The sequence below is a fragment of the Legionella sp. W05-934-2 genome, assembly GCF_964199965.1.
In the GTDB taxonomy this organism is placed as follows: domain Bacteria; phylum Pseudomonadota; class Gammaproteobacteria; order Legionellales; family Legionellaceae; genus JAFIFT01.
On record NZ_CAXMZT010000013.1, the window covers coordinates 86,093 to 106,422 of the forward strand.

Sequence of the window (20,330 nt, forward strand, 5' to 3'; positions counted from 1 at the left end):
GTTTAATATATAGCAGATAGAACGCAACCTGCAAGTCGACATGGATGAATTGACATCTGAGAGCTGAATTATTGTCTATAATATGTACATATTGATTGATGTGTTAATGCACCTCCAGTTTTCAATCATAGTCAGAAGGAAGCGATGATGATCGAGTTACTTAATTTATTAGTTATCATAGTAGCAGCGGGCGTAATAACCTGGCTTGTGAATGCGTTTATTCCGATGCCAGGCATGTTTCATATGCTGTTTAATATTGTTGTGTTGGTCGTGGTGGTTATTTATGTATTACAGTTCTTCTCGATCATAAACCCCATTTTGCCTGCTATTACAATTTTCCGCTAGGGCGTTGATAAGCTGCCTTTTCCTGTTATGAACTGGTAGCAACCATTTATTCAGGCTGCCTATTAGGTGATAATAATCCGTGGCACGGCTGATTGACAGTTGTTGGCAAACTTTCTACTATGGTGAATTGGGTGATTGCGCTTAGCTTTTGAAGGGTATTGATTCCCGGATTACGGCTGCGCCTAATCCGGGCTGCGATGATTTAATGGGTAATCGAATACAAACAGTGTGCCCTTAACGAAGCTCTGTCATTTTTGTCGATTTAACACCTTGGCCAACAGAAAAATAACATGCTTAAACTCGTAGAATTGATGATTAGCTTTGGCAAAATTGGTTTCACCGCGCTGGGCGGCGGTAATTCTATGCTGAAGTTAATTGAGTATGAAGCGGTCGTTTCACGCCAATGGGTTGGTCAGGAAGAATTTGTTGGCATGGTGGGGTCGACGTTTTTATTCCCGGGTCTTACTGCTGTAAAGTTGTCCGCCTTGATTGGCTACCAAGTTGCCGGCCTATTGGGATTAATCATCGCCGTTATTTGTTTGAATCTTCCTGGTCTATTGATGGCTTTGGTCGGTTATAGCTACCTTTCTCAAGCCAATACCCCCATCACTCGCAAAGCAATCATTGCCGTTCAATACGGTGCGCTTGCCATGCTAGCTGCCGCCTCGTATTCCATAGGTGAGAGCATCCTTAAACACAATTTTTCCTTGCCCCTTATCTGCCTGACAGCCTCATTTTTCATCCTCCTCGCCTTTTTTGACCTATCGCCCTTTTGGGGATTAATCGGGTTTATCATCATTGCGTATTTTTTGGTTTTATAAACGTCAATCCTTTGTAAATCCGCATTTTTTTCAACGCTTAATATTAAATTAATATTAAAGGACTATAATTAAGCAAATAGTACCCTTTCCAAGGAAAATCATGCCTACATTAATTAAAGAACAGGTTGATATCTATCAACTACCCAAAGTCGATGACACCTATAGCAAAGACAATTCTGAAGTCACCATTGGTGATTTGCATGGCAATGCCATGAAATTAATGTTTATGCTGGTGAAACATGGTGCGGTTAAGGGAATAAGCAATGGTGATTATCAAAAGCTTGTCGAGATATACTCAAAATCATACGATAAGCTAACTCAACAAGACCTAAAAGAATTTAACCAACTATTAGACAAACTAACCTTCAACCCAGCGATTGGCATTCGTTTAATTGGTGATGAATTAGCCGACCGCGGGTCAAATGACTATTTTACCTTAAAGATTCTGCAAAAGCTCCGACAAAATAATGTCCCTGTCGAGATTACTATCTCCAATCATAGTGTCGAGTTCGTGGAGGCATGTGAAAAATTCAAAGAAAATAAACACCTTAAACCACCCATGCTACAATATGGCCATGCCAGCTCATTATACGATTTACAAGCGCTCATTGAAAAGAAATTGGTCTCAAGTGAGGAAATTCTCGCTATTGCCGACACGGTCTATACTCCTACCCTAAAAGCAATCAGCTATTCACTCAGTGAAGATAACAGTGAAATAACTATCTATAGTCACGCAGGGATAGGCTTAAACAATATCAAGCGTTTGGCTGTAAAGCTCGGCGTTGACTATCAAGATGACTCTGCTCAAGCGATTGCCAAAACGATTGATCAAATCAATGACGTGGTTAAGAAGCATGTCGCTAAGAAGTCCTTACATACCTTGTATACCCATGAAGGCATGTGGGCAGGCTATGAAGGTTATGTTCCTGAAACAGACCCCTTGGCTTTCATTATTTGGAACAGGGATTACAGCAAGCTATCGCGCCCAAAAGAGCACCATGGCTATCGAATTAATTATGTCCACGGACATGATAGCGGTGACCTCACCAAAGATAACATCTATAATTTAGATGGAAATTTGGGTAAGACATTAACGTTTAATCAAGGCGAATACACCGCTCTCTATTCCCCCCATAATACCATTTCGCTTGCGGCTGAGCCTGAAAAAACAGATTCTAAAAGCTTGACGCTTGATACCAAAACCCAAGCAACATTATCGTCTGATGAGATGCCGCCAGTAGAATTATCTCATAGTCAAAAAGATCCGACTGTTATCAATTTAGAGGATATGCAACGTATTTTCGTAGCAAACCTTGACCTGATTGATGCTAAACGAAAAGAATTTTTAGCTAGAGGGGAACAGGATGCCTTTCAGGCTGCAGATAAATTATACGATACTGTCAAATGGCAATATGATAATTTAACTAAACTAAAAGACAAAACCCCACAGGACATAGAACAATTCAAGAAAAATTGCCAAACGGCCATCAATGATGCCCGCCCCGTATTAGAAAAACACCGCGGATGGAAACAAATTCTTGGTCACCTGGCCCTAGCAGTTATTGGATTAGGTGTCTTTTATGCGATTGGTTTGGCCGCTTATAAAATTTCTGGCGCGCAGTTTTCCATTTTTAAGACTGACTCGCATAAAAAATTGGATGCGCTTGAAGAATCGCTTAACAACATGACAAAACCATCTAATTCTCAATAATCGTCTCTTATAGCACTTAGACATGCTTTTGCATGTCTAAGTCTTTTCCCTTTAAGCATCAATAATCAAGCCAAACGGCTAAGCCAATGGCTAATATAATTCGATACACCACAAACGGCCAAAAACCGATGCGCTCGATAAAACGAAGAAATAATGCAATACAGCCATAAGCACTTAGCATTGAAATGACGATGGCCATGCCTAATTGAATCCAATCAACAGGCAGGGTCTGTTGGGCTAATTTTAACCCTTCATAACCTGAGGCTAACAGAATAATTGGAATTGCCAATAAGAAGGAAAATCGGCTAGCTTGTTGGCGAGAAAGTCCTCCTAATAAACCGGTGGTCATCGTGATTCCCGACCTTGAAGTACCTGGAATTAGGGCTAAAATTTGCGATAACCCGATGACAAACATCATGCTCAAGGTTAGCGTCTTTTTTTGCGGTAAACGCGAATCATACCAATCAGCCAAACCAAGCAATAATCCGAACAATAACGTTGTGGCGATGATAACCGGTGGGGAGCGTAGATAAGTGCTAATAAAATCACTATATATAAATCCAACCAAGGCACATGGGATCGTGGCAACTAAAATACCATAAGCCAAACGGCTATGATCGTTTGACTTAAACAGCCCTTGTATAAGCGGCCCTATCTCCTTACGAAAATACAAAAGCACCGCAAATAACGTCCCAAAATGAACAGCCACATCAAATGCCAATCCTTGATCAGGCCAATGCAAAATTTGGCTAGTTAAGATCAAATGAGCAGAACTAGAAATAGGCAAAAATTCCGTAACACCTTGGACAAGCGCAAGAATAATGGTTTGACAGTCATTCATCGTGTTGGCAAAAAAAATTAACCTGTATCCATTACACACAAAATTGTCCCAAAAGCCAACCCCTTACCTTTAAAATTTAACTTATGCGCATAAGGTCTTTTCCTATTGCTAAAAACCTGCAACAATTAACCACTTGATGATAAAGCCAATCACTAAGCAACTGTCGCTTAGCATCAGCATGGAGCTAAATATGAATAAAAAATTATCAATTATTACCGCCGTACTTGGCATAACCGCCCTTCTGGGGGTTGTCGCCATTATTGGTCAAGCTCACTTACGCGATAATAAGGCGCTCGATAAAATTTCGTTAGATGCCAAAGCGGCTAAATTTGTTAAGAAAAATCCGGTTAAAGCGATGATCTATGGACTCTGGGTGAACGGGCAGCCAGTCAGTATCAACGCACTGGGTGAATCGATGACACAAGTGCCAGCCAATACCAAAATGCATGTCAGAATTGGCGGGATAACCGAACCCATGTTAACGACGTTGTTGATGCAATTAGTCGACAATAAACAAGTGGCTTTGGATGATTCGATTGCCAAGTGGTTTCCTAATTTACCCAATGCCAACCAAGTCACGTTGCATATGTTAGCTAATGGTACCAGCGGTTACCCCGATTATGTGTATAACGAAACGTTTATGGATAAAGAACTCTCAGAACCATTTAAACATTGGACATCGAATGAATTAATAGACTATGCCATGGAAAAAGAGCCGCTATTTGAACCGGGTTCTAATCAACATTATTCGCATACAGATTATGTCTTATTAGGTGAAATTATCAGTCAAATTCAAAAACAACCGATTGCTCAAATCTTTGAAGAAATGATTTTTCGAAAATCGGAGATGCACAACACGGCATTTAATTTAACCCCCGAAATCCCTTCACCTGTTTTACATGCCTTTAGTCAAGACCGCAAAATCTATGAAGATTCGACATTTTGGGATCCTTCTTGGACGTCAACTTCCGGCGCAATCACCTCCACCATTGGCGATCTGGGTAAATGGGGCCAAGACTTTATGGAAGGTGATTTTTTGACCCCCGCGGCAAACGCACAATTAAGAGCACCCGATACTGTCGGTAAAGGAAACAATAAGCCTGACTTATATTTTGCCATGGGGTTTGGCGTTGCCAATCATTGGCTTATTCAAAACCCAAGTTTTGGTGGTTATAGCGGAATTTTTGCCATTCTACCTGAAAAGCAAATTGTATTTGTGGCATTCAACACACAACAAGAGTCCGATAAAGACGATGTCAACTACAGTCAAGTCTTTTGGCAACAAATTGCTTCGAATTTAGCCCCGGAATACCCGCTACCAACAATGGAGTGATATTGAACAAGCGCTGGGGGGTAATTAGTTGCGTTAAGCTTGCCATCTGGAAAAAGCTCGTAGTAAGGCTGAGCCGATAGTGCCCGTGCCCGAATTTTAATGGGCACAGTTCTCTATTTTTCGGTGGACTGCTTTAATATCTAAGTTTATCTTTTAATTCTTTAAAACCGGGCACGGGCTCGGACACGGGCACGTATAAGTTCTTTGTGTTCTGCAGTTACAAAGTGAGAGAATATGAAATCAAGATTCCTTAAGGTTTCCTTAAGGAATAGATGATAGAATATTGATCACTATGCACTACAATGGAGCGGAACAATGGGCAATACTCAAAATGAACCCTCCACGACGCCTGCCCCTGAAACACCCCAAACTAACCTTACCAGCATAGACACTATCCTATCTAAAAGTCGCTACGCCTTTGTCGATGAAGAAGCGAAGAAAATGAGTCAAGATATTCGCGAGTCTTTAGCCTATATCGATGAACATCCTTGGCGAACTTTTTTCTGGCATTTGGTGCCATTTTCATCCGCGTTTTGTCCCTATAATGATAAAATTTTCAAAATTCTGAGAGAATATATACGACTGGGGCTTGATGATATCGATGGTGAAAAAGTCGCTGAACGTTTTGATATGATTACTGAGTTAAACCAGTACTTACAATCATTGCATCTACAAGCAGACTCTGACCTGAAGGACAAAGTCGTCTGTGCGGCGTTTATGGATAAATTATATGAAGTCTATGACGTTTTAGTCAGCAATGGCTTAGAAGACACCCATCCAGGGCAAGCCAAAAAAATCAAAAAGCTACTACATCACCTCGCCGAAGACTATCAAATAGAAGATGGCAAGCGCATTATTAACTTACGAAAACTCTATCGAAAACTCAAAAAGCAATATGCTGAAGAAGATAATAGAACCGTTAATGAACGCTTAAAAGACTGGTGGTATGGAACGAAACCGGATCACTTTCCTCATGAGAAGTATGCCCATATCGAAGCCATGATAAATGGCGGGATGTATGCTCAGACCTATATGTTGGTTGATCACTTAGCGGAAAAAGATCTTACCGAAGAAGAGCGAGTTGCGATTGCAAACGAGCAACGTTCAACAATACCAAATGCTATCCTAAAGGCCAGAAGGAAATGGAAAAAGATCATCAGTTATGCCGCCTTCTTTTGTGCTTTTATCGTGGGTATTGGTGAAGGATTCGCAGCAGCCGTCATGTTTAGCTATATTCCTGTAATCCCAGCCTTACTGACCATTGGCGTTTGCGGATTTTTAGTGAATTACGTTCTCTTCCATGATTCTTGCGAGGAAACATTAAAAAAACTGTTTTTGCTCAAATTATTCAAAGATAAGAACGGTGACAGCGTTTCTTTGATCAAAAAAGCACTGATCATCGCATCACTAATCATCGCCATATCCGGTGCACTTTCAATCAGCTTTCTATCCTACTCAACAGCAAGTACTGCGATAGCAGCGGTCATGGCGGGCTTAGGAATTGCTGCCCCTCCAATTTTGATAATCAGTTTAGCGGGAATCATTGCTGGAGTAACGGCCATAGCACTCACCTGTGCATTTTTTGTGATTTTTGCCGATTTGATAGCAAATGAGCGCTATAAAGAAATCTGGCAATATTTTAAAGATATCTTTCTGATGCCTGGCTTTAAAACGGCCTCGTTTTCACAATGGGCACAACACTTGCTCAAAATTGCCGTTAATTTAGTCGTGCTGGTAGCGATGACTTCTGTTTTCGTAGTCGCTTGTATTGCCACAGCCGGCTTATATCACCAAAAAGCCTTGTTATTCTTACAGTCTACCTTAAAAGCAGGCAGTTCATTTAGCCAATGGTTTGCAGCTGTATTCATTGACGGAATTGCCGTTGGTATTAACTTTAATTACTTCAATGCGGTTTATTTAGCAAAATTTGCCGCATCCTTAAGCGATACAATACTCGAGGGAATCTATACTATCCCTAAAATCATAAAAGGCATTGTCAAAGCGATTTTTCATCCGATTCAAGCGAGCCAAGCATTCAAACACAGTTTTGATGCGAAGTCGGAAAGTATCCTGCGCTCGTTGGAGCGCCCCATCAGCTTCATGGATGGGTTAAGCTTAGCCTTTAAAAAGTATGGGTTATTGTTTTCAGCCTTTTGGAATAGCTTAGGACAAGCCATCGGTTTAGGGACTGACGACCAAAGCATCAAAATTTATCAAAATTTTACCGGTTCTAACATTGCTTCAGCAGCCTTATCCCTTTCCACCGCAGCGGGTGTCAACTCAGCAGCAGCAGGGATGGAATCGATTTTTGAAGAATGTGCTACAGGCGTTAAAGCAACCGAAGCCACGTTAACAGACACCAGTCGCAAAACAGCGATTGAGTGGTTAGACAAGGGGCAGGTTGTCAGCAACACCGGAGAAGTGAAAGCGTATACCTATGAGAATATACAGCAATATCAACAGCAACTTGCCATCGAGCGCGCCGCTGCACGAAGACAAGGTCTGCATGCTGCATTTCCCTGTCATAAAGGCAACTGTGTCAGTACTTTGTCAATGTTTAACAAAGCCAACCCACATGCCAAGACAACACCTTATGCCCCAGATATTGCAGCTGAGCAACACTACGGTGCTTAATATTAATCCTTAACATAACGCGTCCATATTAATTTATTTTGTCTTCTCCACCAGGGGTGATCTGATTGACGGAGCAGGGCCTAAGTAGGTCGTATGAGTCAGTTCTGAATTATATGGACTATAGGCCTGTTCGCTATTGTCACTTGTTTGAGTTGTTTGACAAGCAGAAAGCCCCACGACAGTGGCAATTAACAGCAAAATGATCTTCATGATACATCTCAACAACAAAAGGAACCAGCATTATAATTTTAGCACATTTAATGTGATGTATTGATGCTTGCCTTGGTACAAGATAACATCCTCTATACCGGACAAAAACTGATATCTAGTACGTGCCCGAGCCCGTGCCCATGCCCGTGCCCGAATTTTAATGGGCACAGTTCTCTATTTTTCGGTGGACTGCTTCAATATCTAAGTTTATCTTTTAATTCTTTAAAACCGGGCACGGGCTCGGGCTCGGGCTCGGGCACGTATTAGTTCTTTGCTTTTTGTCCGGTACAAAGGACAAAATCTTCGTACTGGACCATTTTTAAAATGGTCTGTGTACAGGAACGAAGTCGCTGATCATTTTTATCAAACACAGATTAGTTTTAATACATTATCTGCAACGATCTGATTTTATTCATAAAATGAATATCGCACTTTAATTAAACCTGAGTTACACTAATTGGATAACTTATCATTTATCATGATTAATGACCAATCCTGAAAGAAAAAAAACAATTGCGGGATTGTTGTTTATCCTGTGTGCGATCACTTGGATTTTAACCTTTTGGTATAAAGACAAACTACCGCCACCTAGCTTTTATGCTGGGCGGGATTTTTCTGCGCCAGTCCAGACACCGTCTGAAAATGAACCGTTTGAAATTAATACAAATGAACAACGATATTTAATTACTCCGCTATTTTTCTATGATTTGACCGGTGTGGTCGTATCGTTAAGCAATGCGGATGGATTTACCAATATCTGGCACCATCGACGTTGGAAAGATTTTATCAATGTCCGCGATCTCTGTGTCATTTGGGATCCGAATGTGACCAGTGGCATCTATCAAAACCTGGAATTCTCCAGCGACAGTTGGACCTGCTGGGTCACTTGGCCGGATAGGGAAACCTCCCATCGCTTTGATGCCTACGCTTTATCAAACAATCACCTTTTAACAACGGATTTAATCGTCAAAAAAGCATTGCTGTCGGCAAATATTGGCGATGTGGTCAGTGCTAAAGGCATGTTGGTCAATTATGAAAATCTATCGAATGGCATGAAAAGAAGCACCAGCACCACTCGAACCGATGGTGGTCAAGGTGCCTGTGAAACCATTTATTTAACCGATTTTCATGTGATTGCCAAGGCACACCCCACGCTTCGCATCCTGAATAAATTTTCGTTTTGGGGTATGTGGTTAACCTTATTAGAGTATTTTTATTTTGTCTTTACCATCCCCCATCGGGCTAGAGGAATTACGCCAAAATAAGTCAATGAAAATGATTCGTTTTATAATATGCCTGTTGGCTATTTTAATCATCCTCATGGTAGGCGGCTGTCAGAGCATTGGCTATCAAGGCCCCGTGTCTGATCACTTTGATGGCAAGCGCTTTCATTTCCCTGGAGAATCAGCAAAGCCCCAAAGCTTAGCCTATAATGCATACATTTTTTGGAAGGCTATTAGCCAAAATCCTTGGCCAAAACTCCTAGAAAACCCCAAACCATCCCCCAAAACTAATCACTTTCCCCAGGTTCGCTTCATTAATCATGAAACCATTTTAATTCAATCAGGTGAAACGACTATTTTAACCGATCCTATATATAGTTATCGCTCGAGCCCTCTGCCAATCATTGGCCCAGCAAGACATCGTTTGCCAGGGATGCACTTTAACGAATTACCGAAAATTGATATTGTTTTGATTTCACACAATCACTATGACCATTTAGATATACCAACATTAAAGCGATTGGAGTATCAATATCACCCGCTGTTTATTGTGCCGCTTGGAAATAAGCACCTTCTAAAGGCACACAAGATTCAAAATGTGGTCGAAATGGATTGGTGGCAACGCATTTCTCATCATCGTACCCAAATAACTATGTTGCCAGCACAACACAGCTCGCAGCGATTTGTATTCGACTCCAACCGCACTTTATGGGCATCCTATGGCATCGATTTCCCAGGGCATAAGTACTTTTTTGCGGGTGATACCGCTTATAATGTGCACTTCAAAGAAATCAAACGACGCTGGGGGAAACCCGATCTAGCCATGTTACCAATCGGTTCTTATGAACCAAGAAAGCTATTGCGGCATGAGCATTTAACGCCCGATGATGCCATGCTTGCTCATCGAGATCTAGGCGCCAAACGTTCTTTTGCCACCCATTGGCTCACCTTCCAATTAAGCAACGTTTACCCAGATGAAGTATTGCAAGCATTTGAATTAGCTCTGAAAAAACACCATATTCCCAGGCAGGAATTTGTTCTATTACAAAATGGGCAAACGATGCAACACTAAATCGATGCGTGCTCTAAATAATACGGACTTGCTGTTGTCGGAGCTTTTGCTTGATTTGTTCATACTTGGCTTTATCGAGAGGTCTCGTTGCGGCATCAATCAATGTGCATTCAAAGCCTTCTGAGACAGCATCTTGAATGGTGCAATACACACAAATATCAGCCGCTAGCCCCGCAAAATAGAGCGAGGTAACGCCTCTTGCCCGTAAGTAGCCGGCTAAGCCGGTGTTGTACTTGCGATGATTGTCGTAAAAACCGCTATAACTATCCACGCGCTTATCACTGCCTTTACGAATTATCGCTTCAATTGGATTTTGATTTAATTGGGGATGCAAAGCTGCTCCATGACTTCCTTGAATGCAATGGTCCGGCCACAAAATTTGCTCATATCCATCCAGCCTAATCACATCAAATGGCTTTTTACCTGGGTGGTTTGAGGCAAAACTTAAGTGATCGTGAGGGTGCCAATCTTGGGTGGCAACCACCAAATCAAATTGAGTCATTTCTTGATTAATGATGGGTACAATCGCATCACCATCGGGTACAGGTAATGCACCAGTCGGCATGAAATCATTTTGAACATCGACTAAAATTAACACCTTCATCGTTACGCTCTATGCTGCCTTGTCAGTTCATTACGCACATCGTTTAATTGCGTACTTAAACCGACTTTATAGATATGCGGATTATCAAATCGCTTATATTCATTTGGCAATTGACCTAACCTAATTTTACTATAGTCAGCTAAATCGGATATTGCTTTTGTTTTATCCACTTTTTGACCATTTTCCATCACTTTATGCAACAGCGGCTCTTTGGCATAATCGAGCACGTCCATCGATTTATCGCGGTCAAATGGATGATGCATGGTTTCAATAGTTGCCACCTCTTCCCCTTCGATAGCCACCACATCCGCACCAATGAATTGTCCTTTCTTATCCAGTAGACGATACACTTGTTTTCTATCTGGCAACGTCACTTTTTTTAAACTATCGGATAACTTGATTCGGGGTTTAGCATTCGCATAAGCTAATTTATAAACGCCATCCAAGGCAGAGTCGGGATCACCAATAACAAGCTTGGTGCCCACACCAAAGATATCAATGGGTGCTTGTTGTTCTATCAGGCTTTTGATGACATATTCATCTAATTGATTGGATGCAGCAATTTGAACATGTGCCAACCCCGCTTCATCAAGCATTCGTCTAGCCTGCTTCGACAAATACGCCAGATCCCCGCTATCCAAACGAATACCCTTCAATTGGTGCCCCTGGGCCATCATTTCTTTTGCCACTTGAATCGCATGAGGAATACCCGATTCAAGGGTGTTATACGTATCGACTAACAGCACACAATTTTCCGGCCAGATTTCGGCAAATTCTCGAAAAGCCGTCAACTCATCGTCATAACTTTGTACAAAAGAATGGGCCATGGTGCCAGATACTGGTACCTGATAATCCTTTCCCACACAAACATTGCTGCTCCCATTAAAACCGCCAACCATGGCTGCTCGGGAAGCAAAATACCCACCAGGTCCTTGGGCACGACGTAAACCAAAATCAATCAATTGCCGATCACCAGACACCAATCGAATACGGCTAGCTTTGGTGGCAATCAAACTTTGAAAATTAAGAATATTTAACAGCATGGTCTCAAGCAATTGTGCTTCGAGCATGGTTGCTTCTACGCGTAATAGGGGCATCGTTGGGAATACCACTTCCCCTTCTCTGCAGGAATAGATGTGGCCTTGAAAACGAAATTGGGATAAATAATCCAGATAATCGGGATGAAATCCAATCGTTTTTAAATAGGCAATATCGTCATTAGTAAATCGCCAGTTTTCAATGATAGCAAGTAAATCCGCTAAACCGGCAAATACCACATAGCCGCCACTAAAGGGCAATTTTCGAAAAAAATAATCAAAAATGGCGGGCTGTTGATGATTGCCTCGCAAAAAATAGGCTTGGCCCATGGTTAATTGATATTGGTCGGTATAGGTGCCTGTGAATGCAATCATGCAACTTCCTTTTCAACGAAATTAGGCATTGTACGTCTTTTTGCGTACCAATGTCACCTCGGAAAAGTCCGTGTTGCAGTGCAAGTTTGACTTAAGCTCGAACGTGACCGTTGGCATTTGCGTTAGGCTCTTAGCATAACCAAATCAATAGATCGTCGCACTGAGTGGATTTGTAGGCTCTGGCGTCACATTTTGCTCCAACTTAGCCGTAACCTGGCGTATTTTATCCGATAATTGGTTTAGCAGCTGGGATCCATCCCCTTGGCTGACATCATATCGGTGCCAAACATACCGTGTTGGTCGATCATTGTATTTTTTTGGTTCAAGAACATTATCGTTGGTTAGCGGTTGGATAGCATTGGACTTAAACCAATGCTCAGCGTTTTCTTTGCAAGATTTTAACGTCGCCAGCGGCACTGCTTCCCATTGATTACTGCTCGATTGATACTGCTTAACAAACAAGATAATCATTGCATCTTGGTCAAATTCCATTTGTATAAGCTGATCATCCGCTGCGTCTAAATCAAGTAATAATCGATTATATTGTTCTACTAAAAGCTTAATCTCTGGCGTTTGAAGAGCACGGGCTTTCACTAATTCATGCGCTGTTAGTTTATTATCCTTCACTGGATTTACTTGCTGTAATTTGATGAAGGCATTTCTATCTCGCTCCTTATCCTTAATCAACTGTTCTGCCAGTCCTCTGAATAAAGGGTTATCCTCCAGAAAATGCTTTAGTGGCTCCTCATTACTCAACAAATGCTGCTCAATGCAATTCAAAAGCAAAACTGCAGTCGGTTGGGTTACACTATGGCCTGCTTGAGGGCCCATGACCCAGCGATAAAATCGTGAAAACAGGGTAAATGGGTGCCTTGGCGGATTATCATCCGAATCAAATGAAAAAACATTCCAGTCCAAGGGAGTTACTTGATCGATAAACGAATACCCATCCAGTGCCCCTCTAATGAGGTTATGCACCAAGTCAAACAAAGTCGCTGCCACCATAAATGGTAATAAGATGAGTGACAACGCCGTGCCGACGACTAATCCAAGCGTGCCGACAACAACGCCTGCTGAAAAGCGCAGCCATAGTTTTGCAAATGTAAACCCTTGGTAGGGCAACAAAAAGCCATTAGCGGTGAGTTTGGTAATCAAACCAAAAAAAACGAGGCTATATTGGGTGATATTTAACCACAATGACAATGTTGAATAATGAAGAGAGCCCTTCAAGGAACTAAAACAGCGTTTTAAAAAATCAACCATAACAAAATTCGAAGTTGCTCCTTAGCCAATTTGCTAATTGTACCTTCAAAGTCTATATATTTAAATAAGGTTAAGGGAAGAAAGTATCATTGCAAATAGGATATCTCATGATACGTTGGCTCGTCGTTGGATTATTGATAATGAATGTTTGCTGGGCTGGACCAACGGAAAAGCCGATGAAGGCGGTGATGGGCATCTACCCGACTTTTATTCATGAGTTAGATTACGCTGATGAAAGTTATAAAATCAGCTATTACCTCTGGTTCATCACCGATAACCCGAACTACCGCCCTGACAAGAGTATCGAAATTACCAATGCATTTGACTATCAATACAAAAATTATTCGAAGACCTTACGCAAAGATGGTAAATATTTGTATGTGATGCATGTCTATAGTACTAATTTCCACGATTGGAAAGTGGCTAATTTTCCGTTTGATAAACAAACATTGACCATTCGCGTAGAGGATTCCGATACCATTGATGATATCGTCTTTACTGCTGACAAAAAAGGCAGCGCGCTATCTAGTAACCTGAATATAGAAGATTGGACCATTTTGAATTTTGAGGTCAAAACCAACGCGCACTCCTATCGATCAAGCTTAGGTGATTATGATGAAAAATATGATAAATATTCCCAATTCGTCGCTGAGCTAACCATTCAACGGCATGGTGCCCGCTTGTTTTTCAATTTTTATATTGGGTTTATTGTGTCGATTTTAATATCGTCGTTTGTGTTTTTTATTGAGCCAAGTGAAATCCGACCACGCGCCAGCTTTACGTTAGCAGCCCTTTTTGGAGCAGTGGGTAATAAATATATCATCGACCGATACCTTCCCATCGTCGATCATTTCACCTTAAATGATGCCATGCAGGTTGCGTCATTTGGTTTAATTCTAACAACCGTGTTATCAACTATCATCACTTACCGCATTCAACAAAAAAATCCTCATCGCGCAGATACCGTTAACAAATACGTCGGTTGGATCGCTGTGCCTCTGTTTATACTCTTTTATCTCATATTTTTTATAAAAGCGATTATGTCCTAAGTTGGGTTGTCCCCTACCAATTACAATTTAATCTGGCGCTTGCTGAAAATTAAACTTGACTCGATGGCTTAGTCAACAGTGAACGGTTCTCTTCATTGAGATCTGTATTTTCGACATCAATAGAGCTTAAGTGGGAGCCATGATATCGACCTGCATTAAACACGCGGTCGCCATGGGCATCTTCTGATTTTTGTTTAAAGAACTGATATAACTTCCCCGTACCCATTGCCCCAATGGCTGTTGGTATAATCGATGTTCCATCGACCCCATTTTTAGATTCAAAGGTAGCCCCTGCCCCATAATCACCACTGGCAGTCCCATTAATCACGGCATCAACATCAACCAACTCTGTCACCCCACCAAAAGTCACATTTACCATCTTCGATATGTTCTGGACAAAATCATAACTGCCTTCTTCGACAGGTCCACAATAGTCTGGAACACAAACAGACATATTACTCGTTGCCGGCTTAGTATACTGCCTTTTCGTAGTGACAATGCCGGAATATTTCAGTGCCGTTAACGCAATCGCATGGGTGTTTAATCCAGCAGTCAGTGCACCGGAGACCGACTTACCAATTTCAAAGCCATATTCATTCCAACCAGGCATCGCTAAATCAATGCCTTTCTTTTGTTTAAATCGTTCGCGTTCTCGACTGCTTCTAAGATATAAACTTAATGAAGAACCCAAGGACTTTAAGGCAATACTGAGCATGATAGCAGTTAATGCATAGAGACGTAACGTCTCAGGATCGAGCGTGTCACTTAGATTATCATGAAAAGAACCTTGACTATTTGCTGGTCTTGAAAAAGAAAATGTTTCAATAATAGAGAAAGCAAAATTGATAACCGTTAAATTAAAGTTGACCGTTCCAGAGATTGAGCCTGCAAGATAGTAACCAACTGATATGGATTCATCCACTGCAAACGAGGCAGCCGTTAGGACGCCACCCGCGATACTACTAACATTGCCACACCATTCCAGGCCAGATGCCAAGCCATCGCTCACTGAGTTATAGACGTATTTGCAACCACCCCAGAGATAATCACCCCAACTCATAATTCGACTCCATAAAAATCTGAGAGATGTCGTCAGGGGATTAGTTATCCGTTATGTCACCAATCCTGCCAACAAAAGTGGAGAAGAATATATCATTTTCAGGAGCCGATGTACAGTTTTTAATCTAAACACAGAGTCCATTATAAAGACATGGCGGCCTTGTTAAGTCATGCGACTTCGGCCACACTGGCATCATCATACTGGGGTTGCCGCGATAATTTGTTATACAATCGAGAGAATAAAATTGGAAAAATACCATTTCCGGTGACGTTCGCACAGGTTCCAAACGGATCGCAAATGAGATAAACAGCGGTTATCAAACCGATCATATCACTGGAAAATCCAAGATAAGTTTCTAACAGAGGGGCAACGACAATAATGACGCCACCAGGGACTGCCGCGACTGCATATTTAGCCAATGCTGTAAAAAATGCAAAAACCATGAAACTCGATAAAGAGGGGATCGGGTAGCCAAATGATGCTAACGTTGCCAACGCTAAAATTGGCACGCCAATCGCACTGCCAACAGTATGGATATTGATAATGGCAGGAACCAACATTCGTGCTCTGTCGCTATCGCCTAAGTTTTTTTCCGTTGCAACCAAAAGGACAGGCATGGACGCGGCACTGGAGATAGTGCTTAACCCCGTCAACGTCGCTGGCAAGACATTTCGGAGGTATTGAAACAACCGCTTTGGTTGAAACGCGCTGCCAATACTATACCACAGGGTTAAATATACCCATTGAGTAATAATAATTAATAGTAAAACAGGACCATAAATTTTTAACGAGGTTTGCAATACATTGTCAAATTCTAATTTGAAAATAAAACCGATGATGAATAAGGGTAATAAGGGGATGAATAAGCGTTTTAAGAAAGCATTTGAATACAAATTTAATTGGTTAGCAACTTGTTTGGCCTTTCGGCTTGGCATGAGGGAAAAAAAGATGCCCGTCATAAATCCAAGCAATAAGGCTCTATCATTGCTAATTAATTTCTTCAGTGTAAATGTCCAAGCAGGCTGTAAGTGAATCATCGATGGCGCAGGGGTTGTTTGCATATTCAACAATTCAAGCCCAAGATTGCCTGCACTGTAGCCAACCAATAATGCGGTAAAGTTGGATATAAAAACACAGGCAATCAGCAAAAAAACAAATAAAACAGCCCCTTTTTGCTGGTTAGCAAGACAGGAAAAAACAAAACTAAAGATGATAAACGGCAGGACAAACTCTAAAATTGATTTCATGCTCAAGCTAAGCGCATAGGACCATGATTTGACTTCAACGGGAACAAGATGACCAAAAAGCATAGGTAAGACTAAAACAGCCAGTAAAAATGCAGGGAGTTTGATTTTGTTGAGAAGTACACGGTTCATGCAAGGTCTCCTGGTTGAATCGATAAACAAATCTCCTTCCTGGATAACCGTTTATTGAAAATATTCGCCATATTTCACCCCTTTATCCGTCCATAGATCAAAAACCAGGTGATGATTAAATATTATACAATTTCACTTTTAATGACACATTACTTGCGTGCATTTAAACGCAGTTTACTGATAATGGCAAGGGCTTGTATAAAAAAAATTCCTTATGCCGGACAAAACAATCGCATGGATCAAACCCGATACCGCAGATGTTTACATATACCCCTAATCAGTCAAAATGCTAGCTTTTAGGCTTAGCGTTGTAATGGATAATTTTTAAAATAAGCCGGTGCAAAGGACTATTAGTTTTCCTGCCAATCTATTTCATGTATGCTTGCATTTTTATAAATTATTGATAGGAATCAGGCATGCAATATTGGCTTATGAAATCGGAACCGGATTGTTTTAGTATTGATGATTTGCGTCAACTTAAAAATCAGACAACCTGCTGGGATGGGGTTAGGAATTATCAAGCGCGTAATATGATGCGCGATGATATGGCGATTGGTGATTTGGTTTTCTTTTACCACTCCAACTGTGATACCCCTGGAATCGTTGGCCTGGCTGAAGTAGCTTCTAAACCCTATCCCGATCACACCGCATTTGATCCAGAAGACGACCATTATGATCCCAAAAGCATGGCTGATAATCCCCGTTGGTTTATGGTTGATGTTAAATTCAAAGAAAAATTTAATGCGATAATCCCGTTGCATCAACTAAAAGAACAGCCTGAACTGGAAGGCATGCAACTCTTAAGAAAAGGCAATCGATTATCGGTGATGCCCATACAGCCATCCCATTGGCACTTCATCATGAACTCGCTTAATCGATAAGTCTAAATTACGACTAATGCGCCTGATTATAGCGTATTTTATATGTAAACATTTGCGTTACCGTACGATCAAAAGCAAGCAAATTGTTATATCATATGCGGGCTCCACACCTTCTATCAATAGGACTTGACAGTACTAAAAACCCCAGTAAACTGTACACTTTATATTTCGTAGGAGACGAATATGCCAAGCAAGTTTTATGAGTACTTTTCTTCAATTCCTAGTCGATTTCCGTCCTTTTTTTCCTCCCCCAATCCTCAGCCTGCAAACTTTGATCCCAAAGCGCAAATCGCTAAACAAAAAATGGAAGACAATCTTTCCATGGCAAAATGGTCTGTGGGTTTTGCTGCATTTTTTATTTTCATTGAACGATCTTTGAAAAGCGATAACAAAGGGCTTACTACCTTCATGCTTGCTTTGGCCGGTGGTGGCATTTTGGGTGGGTTTTTATCCTACTCCAACCAGGGCCAACGTCGTCTAGAATCCAATAAACGTTTATCAAGTAATCTCACGGCTCTTCAGGAAATAATTGCAACTGAAATTGAATCACTATCTCAAGCTGTCTCTGATTTAAATACACATAATATTAGAGAGTTATCTACTTGGGCTAGTGAATATAAATCAGAGGATAACAGTGCTAATACTGACTTATCCAATCAATTAACACAAAAACAGCTGTTATCTACCCTTCGCTTGCTGCTCAACAATCAAAATATCACCGCGAGCCAATCTGAGCAAGAAAAGATCGACATTACTCAATTCTGGGCTCAAGATAAGGAAATACTTCAAAAAATGCTACTTGACAGTGCCTATAAGAAGCCAATGGATACACAATCCTATACCGAATCAACTGCACCAAAAATGTAACCATTTTTTTAGTGGCACTGCTTCCCGTCCATCCATGGATGGACGGCGATAATAACAGGTTTAAAACAGATGCAAATACAATTTCTAGGCGCGACAAAAACCGTCACAGGCTCAAAATATTTAATCACCTATAACAACACCAATGTTATGGTGGATTGTGGATTATTTCAGGGTGAGAAACTGTTGCGTCAAAGAAATTGGCTTAAGATGCCGTTTCATCCAGCAGCAATCCAATATGTCATTTTAACTCATGCACACATTGATCATAGCGGCTATATCCCCTTGCTGGTAAAAAATGGTTTCCGTGGAAAAATCTTTTGCAGCGAACCGACCAAAGATCTTTGTGAGATCTTATTACCCGATAGTGGTTATCTTCACGAAGAAGAAGCGCACTATGCAATGCGTAAGGGCTATTCAAAGCACCACCCACCCTTGCCATTGTATACACAAAAAGAAGCTGAAAAATCGTTGGCTTATTTGCACCCACTCCCGTTTGATAAAGAAAACAAACTCGACGAAGATACCCATTTTTCCTTGTATTACGCCGGACATATTCTAGGTGCCTCTTTCGTTCATTTTCAACATCGGGATCGTTCCATCCTATTTACAGGTGATTTAGGTCGCCCCAATGATCCCATTATGAATCCGCCTGCACCTCCACTAAAAGCAGATTACTTTGTCATTGAATCAACCTATGGCGATAGACTGCATGAAGCAACTGATCCAACTGAGGAACTCAGTCATATTATCCATAAAACAGTGAAACGAGGGGGCGTTATCGTCATTCCTTCTTTTGCCGTCGGTCGGGCTCAAGCGATACTGTATTCCATTTATCAACTAAAATCGCAAAACAAAATCCCTGATATTCCCGTTTTCATCGATAGCCCAATGGCCACCGATGTGACCAAACTATTCTACAAACACCATCATTACCATCGTTTATCCGAAAAAGTGAGCCGCGAAGTTTGCCAGACTGCAACCTATATTAATTCTGTCGAACAATCAAAAGCCCTCCATCAACATGCCATGCCCATGATCATTATTTCCGCTAGCGGAATGGCCACTGGAGGACGCGTGTTGCATCATATCCGACGTTTTGCACCCGATGATCGCAATGCCATTGTATTTTGTGGATTCCAGGCGAGCGGCACCCGTGGTGATAGACTTCTACGGGGTGAAAAGGAAATTAAAATGTTTGGCAGCATGGTACCCATCCGTGCCCAAGTGTATGAGTTATCAAACACTTCTGCTCATGTCGATTATAAAGAAATGTTAGCTTGGCTATCAAAACAGCCCACGCCACCGAAGAAAACATTTATTACCCATGGCGAGGACTCCGCTTCCGAAGCGTTGAAAATTAACGTTGAAGAGCAACTAGGCTGGGCCTGTGAAATTCCAGAGTATTTACAAAAAGTAACATTGTAACTTGAATTTCTCCCTGGATAACGCTTCGCTCTGAGTGATCCTGACATATTTTTGTTCAATAAGAAAAAATTGGCAAAACCAAAGAGAACCCCCTCGCCCGCGCTAGAATTTTAACCAGGGGGTCCGACCCGGATACATCGGTAACACAAGTGACCGGATACATAGGTAACAGTTAACATATTCTCAGATGAACGCTTAGGAGT

Annotated in this window: 17 protein-coding genes; 11 read left to right on the plus strand and 6 right to left on the minus strand. The window is 41.4% G+C overall.

Annotated features, from left to right (window positions below):
- Window positions 1–144: 144 nt before the first annotated feature.
- The 3 genes from AB3348_RS13645 (at window position 145) to wip (ending at window position 2,877) form a co-directional block, all read left to right on the plus strand.
- Window positions 145–345, plus strand: a complete 201-nt coding sequence (locus tag AB3348_RS13645; protein ID WP_367608163.1) for a Thivi_2564 family membrane protein — start codon at window positions 145–147, stop codon at window positions 343–345.
- A gap of 290 nt (window positions 346–635) precedes the next feature.
- Window positions 636–1,166 (plus strand): chromate transporter, encoded by a 531-nt coding sequence (locus AB3348_RS13650; RefSeq protein ID WP_367608164.1) that lies wholly within the window; start codon window positions 636–638, stop codon window positions 1,164–1,166.
- A gap of 100 nt (window positions 1,167–1,266) precedes the next feature.
- The gene (gene wip / locus AB3348_RS13655) at window positions 1,267–2,877 is read left to right on the plus strand and encodes a Dot/Icm T4SS effector Wip (protein WP_367608165.1); all 1,611 of its coding nucleotides are present in this window, start codon (window positions 1,267–1,269) and stop codon (window positions 2,875–2,877) included.
- A 58-nt stretch (window positions 2,878–2,935) separates the two neighbouring features.
- On the opposite strand, the gene AB3348_RS13660 is transcribed toward wip, so the two are convergent.
- Complete coding sequence (locus AB3348_RS13660; protein WP_367608166.1) at window positions 2,936–3,718, minus strand: undecaprenyl-diphosphate phosphatase; 783 nt, start codon at window positions 3,716–3,718, stop codon at window positions 2,936–2,938.
- A 190-nt stretch (window positions 3,719–3,908) separates the two neighbouring features.
- Between AB3348_RS13660 and AB3348_RS13665 the strand changes: the two genes are divergently transcribed.
- From AB3348_RS13665 to AB3348_RS13680, 4 genes are all read left to right on the plus strand, one after another.
- Complete coding sequence (locus AB3348_RS13665; protein ID WP_367608167.1) at window positions 3,909–5,051, plus strand: serine hydrolase domain-containing protein; 1,143 nt, start codon at window positions 3,909–3,911, stop codon at window positions 5,049–5,051.
- A 315-nt stretch (window positions 5,052–5,366) separates the two neighbouring features.
- Window positions 5,367–7,685: a hypothetical protein gene (locus AB3348_RS13670; RefSeq protein ID WP_367608168.1), complete on the plus strand. Its 2,319-nt coding sequence runs from the start codon at window positions 5,367–5,369 to the stop codon at window positions 7,683–7,685.
- A gap of 695 nt (window positions 7,686–8,380) precedes the next feature.
- Complete coding sequence (locus tag AB3348_RS13675) at window positions 8,381–9,160, plus strand: hypothetical protein (protein ID WP_367608169.1); 780 nt, start codon at window positions 8,381–8,383, stop codon at window positions 9,158–9,160.
- A gap of 10 nt (window positions 9,161–9,170) precedes the next feature.
- The gene (locus AB3348_RS13680) at window positions 9,171–10,190 is read left to right on the plus strand and encodes an MBL fold metallo-hydrolase (protein WP_367608170.1); all 1,020 of its coding nucleotides are present in this window, start codon (window positions 9,171–9,173) and stop codon (window positions 10,188–10,190) included.
- A gap of 13 nt (window positions 10,191–10,203) precedes the next feature.
- Here AB3348_RS13680 and pncA read toward each other — a convergent pair whose 3' ends face one another.
- From pncA to AB3348_RS13695, 3 genes are all read right to left on the minus strand, one after another.
- Window positions 10,204–10,794 (minus strand): bifunctional nicotinamidase/pyrazinamidase, encoded by a 591-nt coding sequence (pncA, locus tag AB3348_RS13685; protein ID WP_367608171.1) that lies wholly within the window; start codon window positions 10,792–10,794, stop codon window positions 10,204–10,206.
- A 2-nt stretch (window positions 10,795–10,796) separates the two neighbouring features.
- On the minus strand, window positions 10,797–12,206 hold the full coding sequence (locus AB3348_RS13690; RefSeq protein WP_367608172.1) for a nicotinate phosphoribosyltransferase: 1,410 nt from the start codon (window positions 12,204–12,206) through the stop codon (window positions 10,797–10,799).
- Between the two features lie 144 nt (window positions 12,207–12,350).
- Complete coding sequence (locus AB3348_RS13695) at window positions 12,351–13,469, minus strand: hypothetical protein (protein ID WP_367608173.1); 1,119 nt, start codon at window positions 13,467–13,469, stop codon at window positions 12,351–12,353.
- A gap of 107 nt (window positions 13,470–13,576) precedes the next feature.
- Here AB3348_RS13695 and AB3348_RS13700 point away from each other — a divergent pair, with 107 nt between their 5' ends.
- Window positions 13,577–14,518 carry a hypothetical protein gene (locus tag AB3348_RS13700; protein ID WP_367608174.1) on the plus strand — a complete coding sequence of 314 codons (942 nt, stop codon included), beginning with the start codon at window positions 13,577–13,579 and terminating at the stop codon, window positions 14,516–14,518.
- A gap of 49 nt (window positions 14,519–14,567) precedes the next feature.
- Here AB3348_RS13700 and AB3348_RS13705 read toward each other — a convergent pair whose 3' ends face one another.
- Entirely contained in the window at window positions 14,568–15,578 is a 1,011-nt protein-coding gene (locus AB3348_RS13705) for a hypothetical protein (RefSeq protein WP_367608175.1), read from the minus strand.
- A 167-nt stretch (window positions 15,579–15,745) separates the two neighbouring features.
- Window positions 15,746–16,954: a cation:dicarboxylase symporter family transporter gene (locus tag AB3348_RS13710; RefSeq protein ID WP_367608176.1), complete on the minus strand. Its 1,209-nt coding sequence runs from the start codon at window positions 16,952–16,954 to the stop codon at window positions 15,746–15,748.
- A gap of 416 nt (window positions 16,955–17,370) precedes the next feature.
- Between AB3348_RS13710 and AB3348_RS13715 the strand changes: the two genes are divergently transcribed.
- The 3 genes from AB3348_RS13715 to AB3348_RS13725 all read left to right on the plus strand — a co-directional run bounded on the left by AB3348_RS13715 (window position 17,371) and on the right by AB3348_RS13725 (window position 20,127).
- Entirely contained in the window at window positions 17,371–17,835 is a 465-nt protein-coding gene (locus tag AB3348_RS13715; protein WP_367608177.1) for an EVE domain-containing protein, read from the plus strand.
- Between the two features lie 183 nt (window positions 17,836–18,018).
- Window positions 18,019–18,702, plus strand: coding sequence for a hypothetical protein (locus AB3348_RS13720; protein WP_367608178.1), 684 nt, complete (start codon window positions 18,019–18,021; stop codon window positions 18,700–18,702).
- A 69-nt stretch (window positions 18,703–18,771) separates the two neighbouring features.
- On the plus strand, window positions 18,772–20,127 hold the full coding sequence (locus AB3348_RS13725) for an MBL fold metallo-hydrolase (protein ID WP_367608179.1): 1,356 nt from the start codon (window positions 18,772–18,774) through the stop codon (window positions 20,125–20,127).
- Window positions 20,128–20,330: the final 203 nt, after the last annotated feature.

Coding starts and splice junctions, on each gene's coding strand:
- AB3348_RS13645 (WP_367608163.1), top strand. CDS start 145: ATGATGATCGAGTTACTTAATTTATTAGTTATCATAGTAGCAGCGGGC.
- AB3348_RS13650 (WP_367608164.1), top strand. CDS start 636: ATGCTTAAACTCGTAGAATTGATGATTAGCTTTGGCAAAATTGGTTTC.
- wip (WP_367608165.1), top strand. CDS start 1,267: ATGCCTACATTAATTAAAGAACAGGTTGATATCTATCAACTACCCAAA.
- AB3348_RS13660 (WP_367608166.1), bottom strand. CDS start 3,718: ATGAATGACTGTCAAACCATTATTCTTGCGCTTGTCCAAGGTGTTACG.
- AB3348_RS13665 (WP_367608167.1), top strand. CDS start 3,909: ATGAATAAAAAATTATCAATTATTACCGCCGTACTTGGCATAACCGCC.
- AB3348_RS13670 (WP_367608168.1), top strand. CDS start 5,367: ATGGGCAATACTCAAAATGAACCCTCCACGACGCCTGCCCCTGAAACA.
- AB3348_RS13675 (WP_367608169.1), top strand. CDS start 8,381: ATGACCAATCCTGAAAGAAAAAAAACAATTGCGGGATTGTTGTTTATC.
- AB3348_RS13680 (WP_367608170.1), top strand. CDS start 9,171: ATGATTCGTTTTATAATATGCCTGTTGGCTATTTTAATCATCCTCATG.
- pncA (WP_367608171.1), bottom strand. CDS start 10,794: ATGAAGGTGTTAATTTTAGTCGATGTTCAAAATGATTTCATGCCGACT.
- AB3348_RS13690 (WP_367608172.1), bottom strand. CDS start 12,206: ATGATTGCATTCACAGGCACCTATACCGACCAATATCAATTAACCATG.
- AB3348_RS13695 (WP_367608173.1), bottom strand. CDS start 13,469: ATGGTTGATTTTTTAAAACGCTGTTTTAGTTCCTTGAAGGGCTCTCTT.
- AB3348_RS13700 (WP_367608174.1), top strand. CDS start 13,577: ATGATACGTTGGCTCGTCGTTGGATTATTGATAATGAATGTTTGCTGG.
- AB3348_RS13705 (WP_367608175.1), bottom strand. CDS start 15,578: ATGAGTTGGGGTGATTATCTCTGGGGTGGTTGCAAATACGTCTATAAC.
- AB3348_RS13710 (WP_367608176.1), bottom strand. CDS start 16,954: ATGAACCGTGTACTTCTCAACAAAATCAAACTCCCTGCATTTTTACTG.
- AB3348_RS13715 (WP_367608177.1), top strand. CDS start 17,371: ATGCAATATTGGCTTATGAAATCGGAACCGGATTGTTTTAGTATTGAT.
- AB3348_RS13720 (WP_367608178.1), top strand. CDS start 18,019: ATGCCAAGCAAGTTTTATGAGTACTTTTCTTCAATTCCTAGTCGATTT.
- AB3348_RS13725 (WP_367608179.1), top strand. CDS start 18,772: ATGCAAATACAATTTCTAGGCGCGACAAAAACCGTCACAGGCTCAAAA.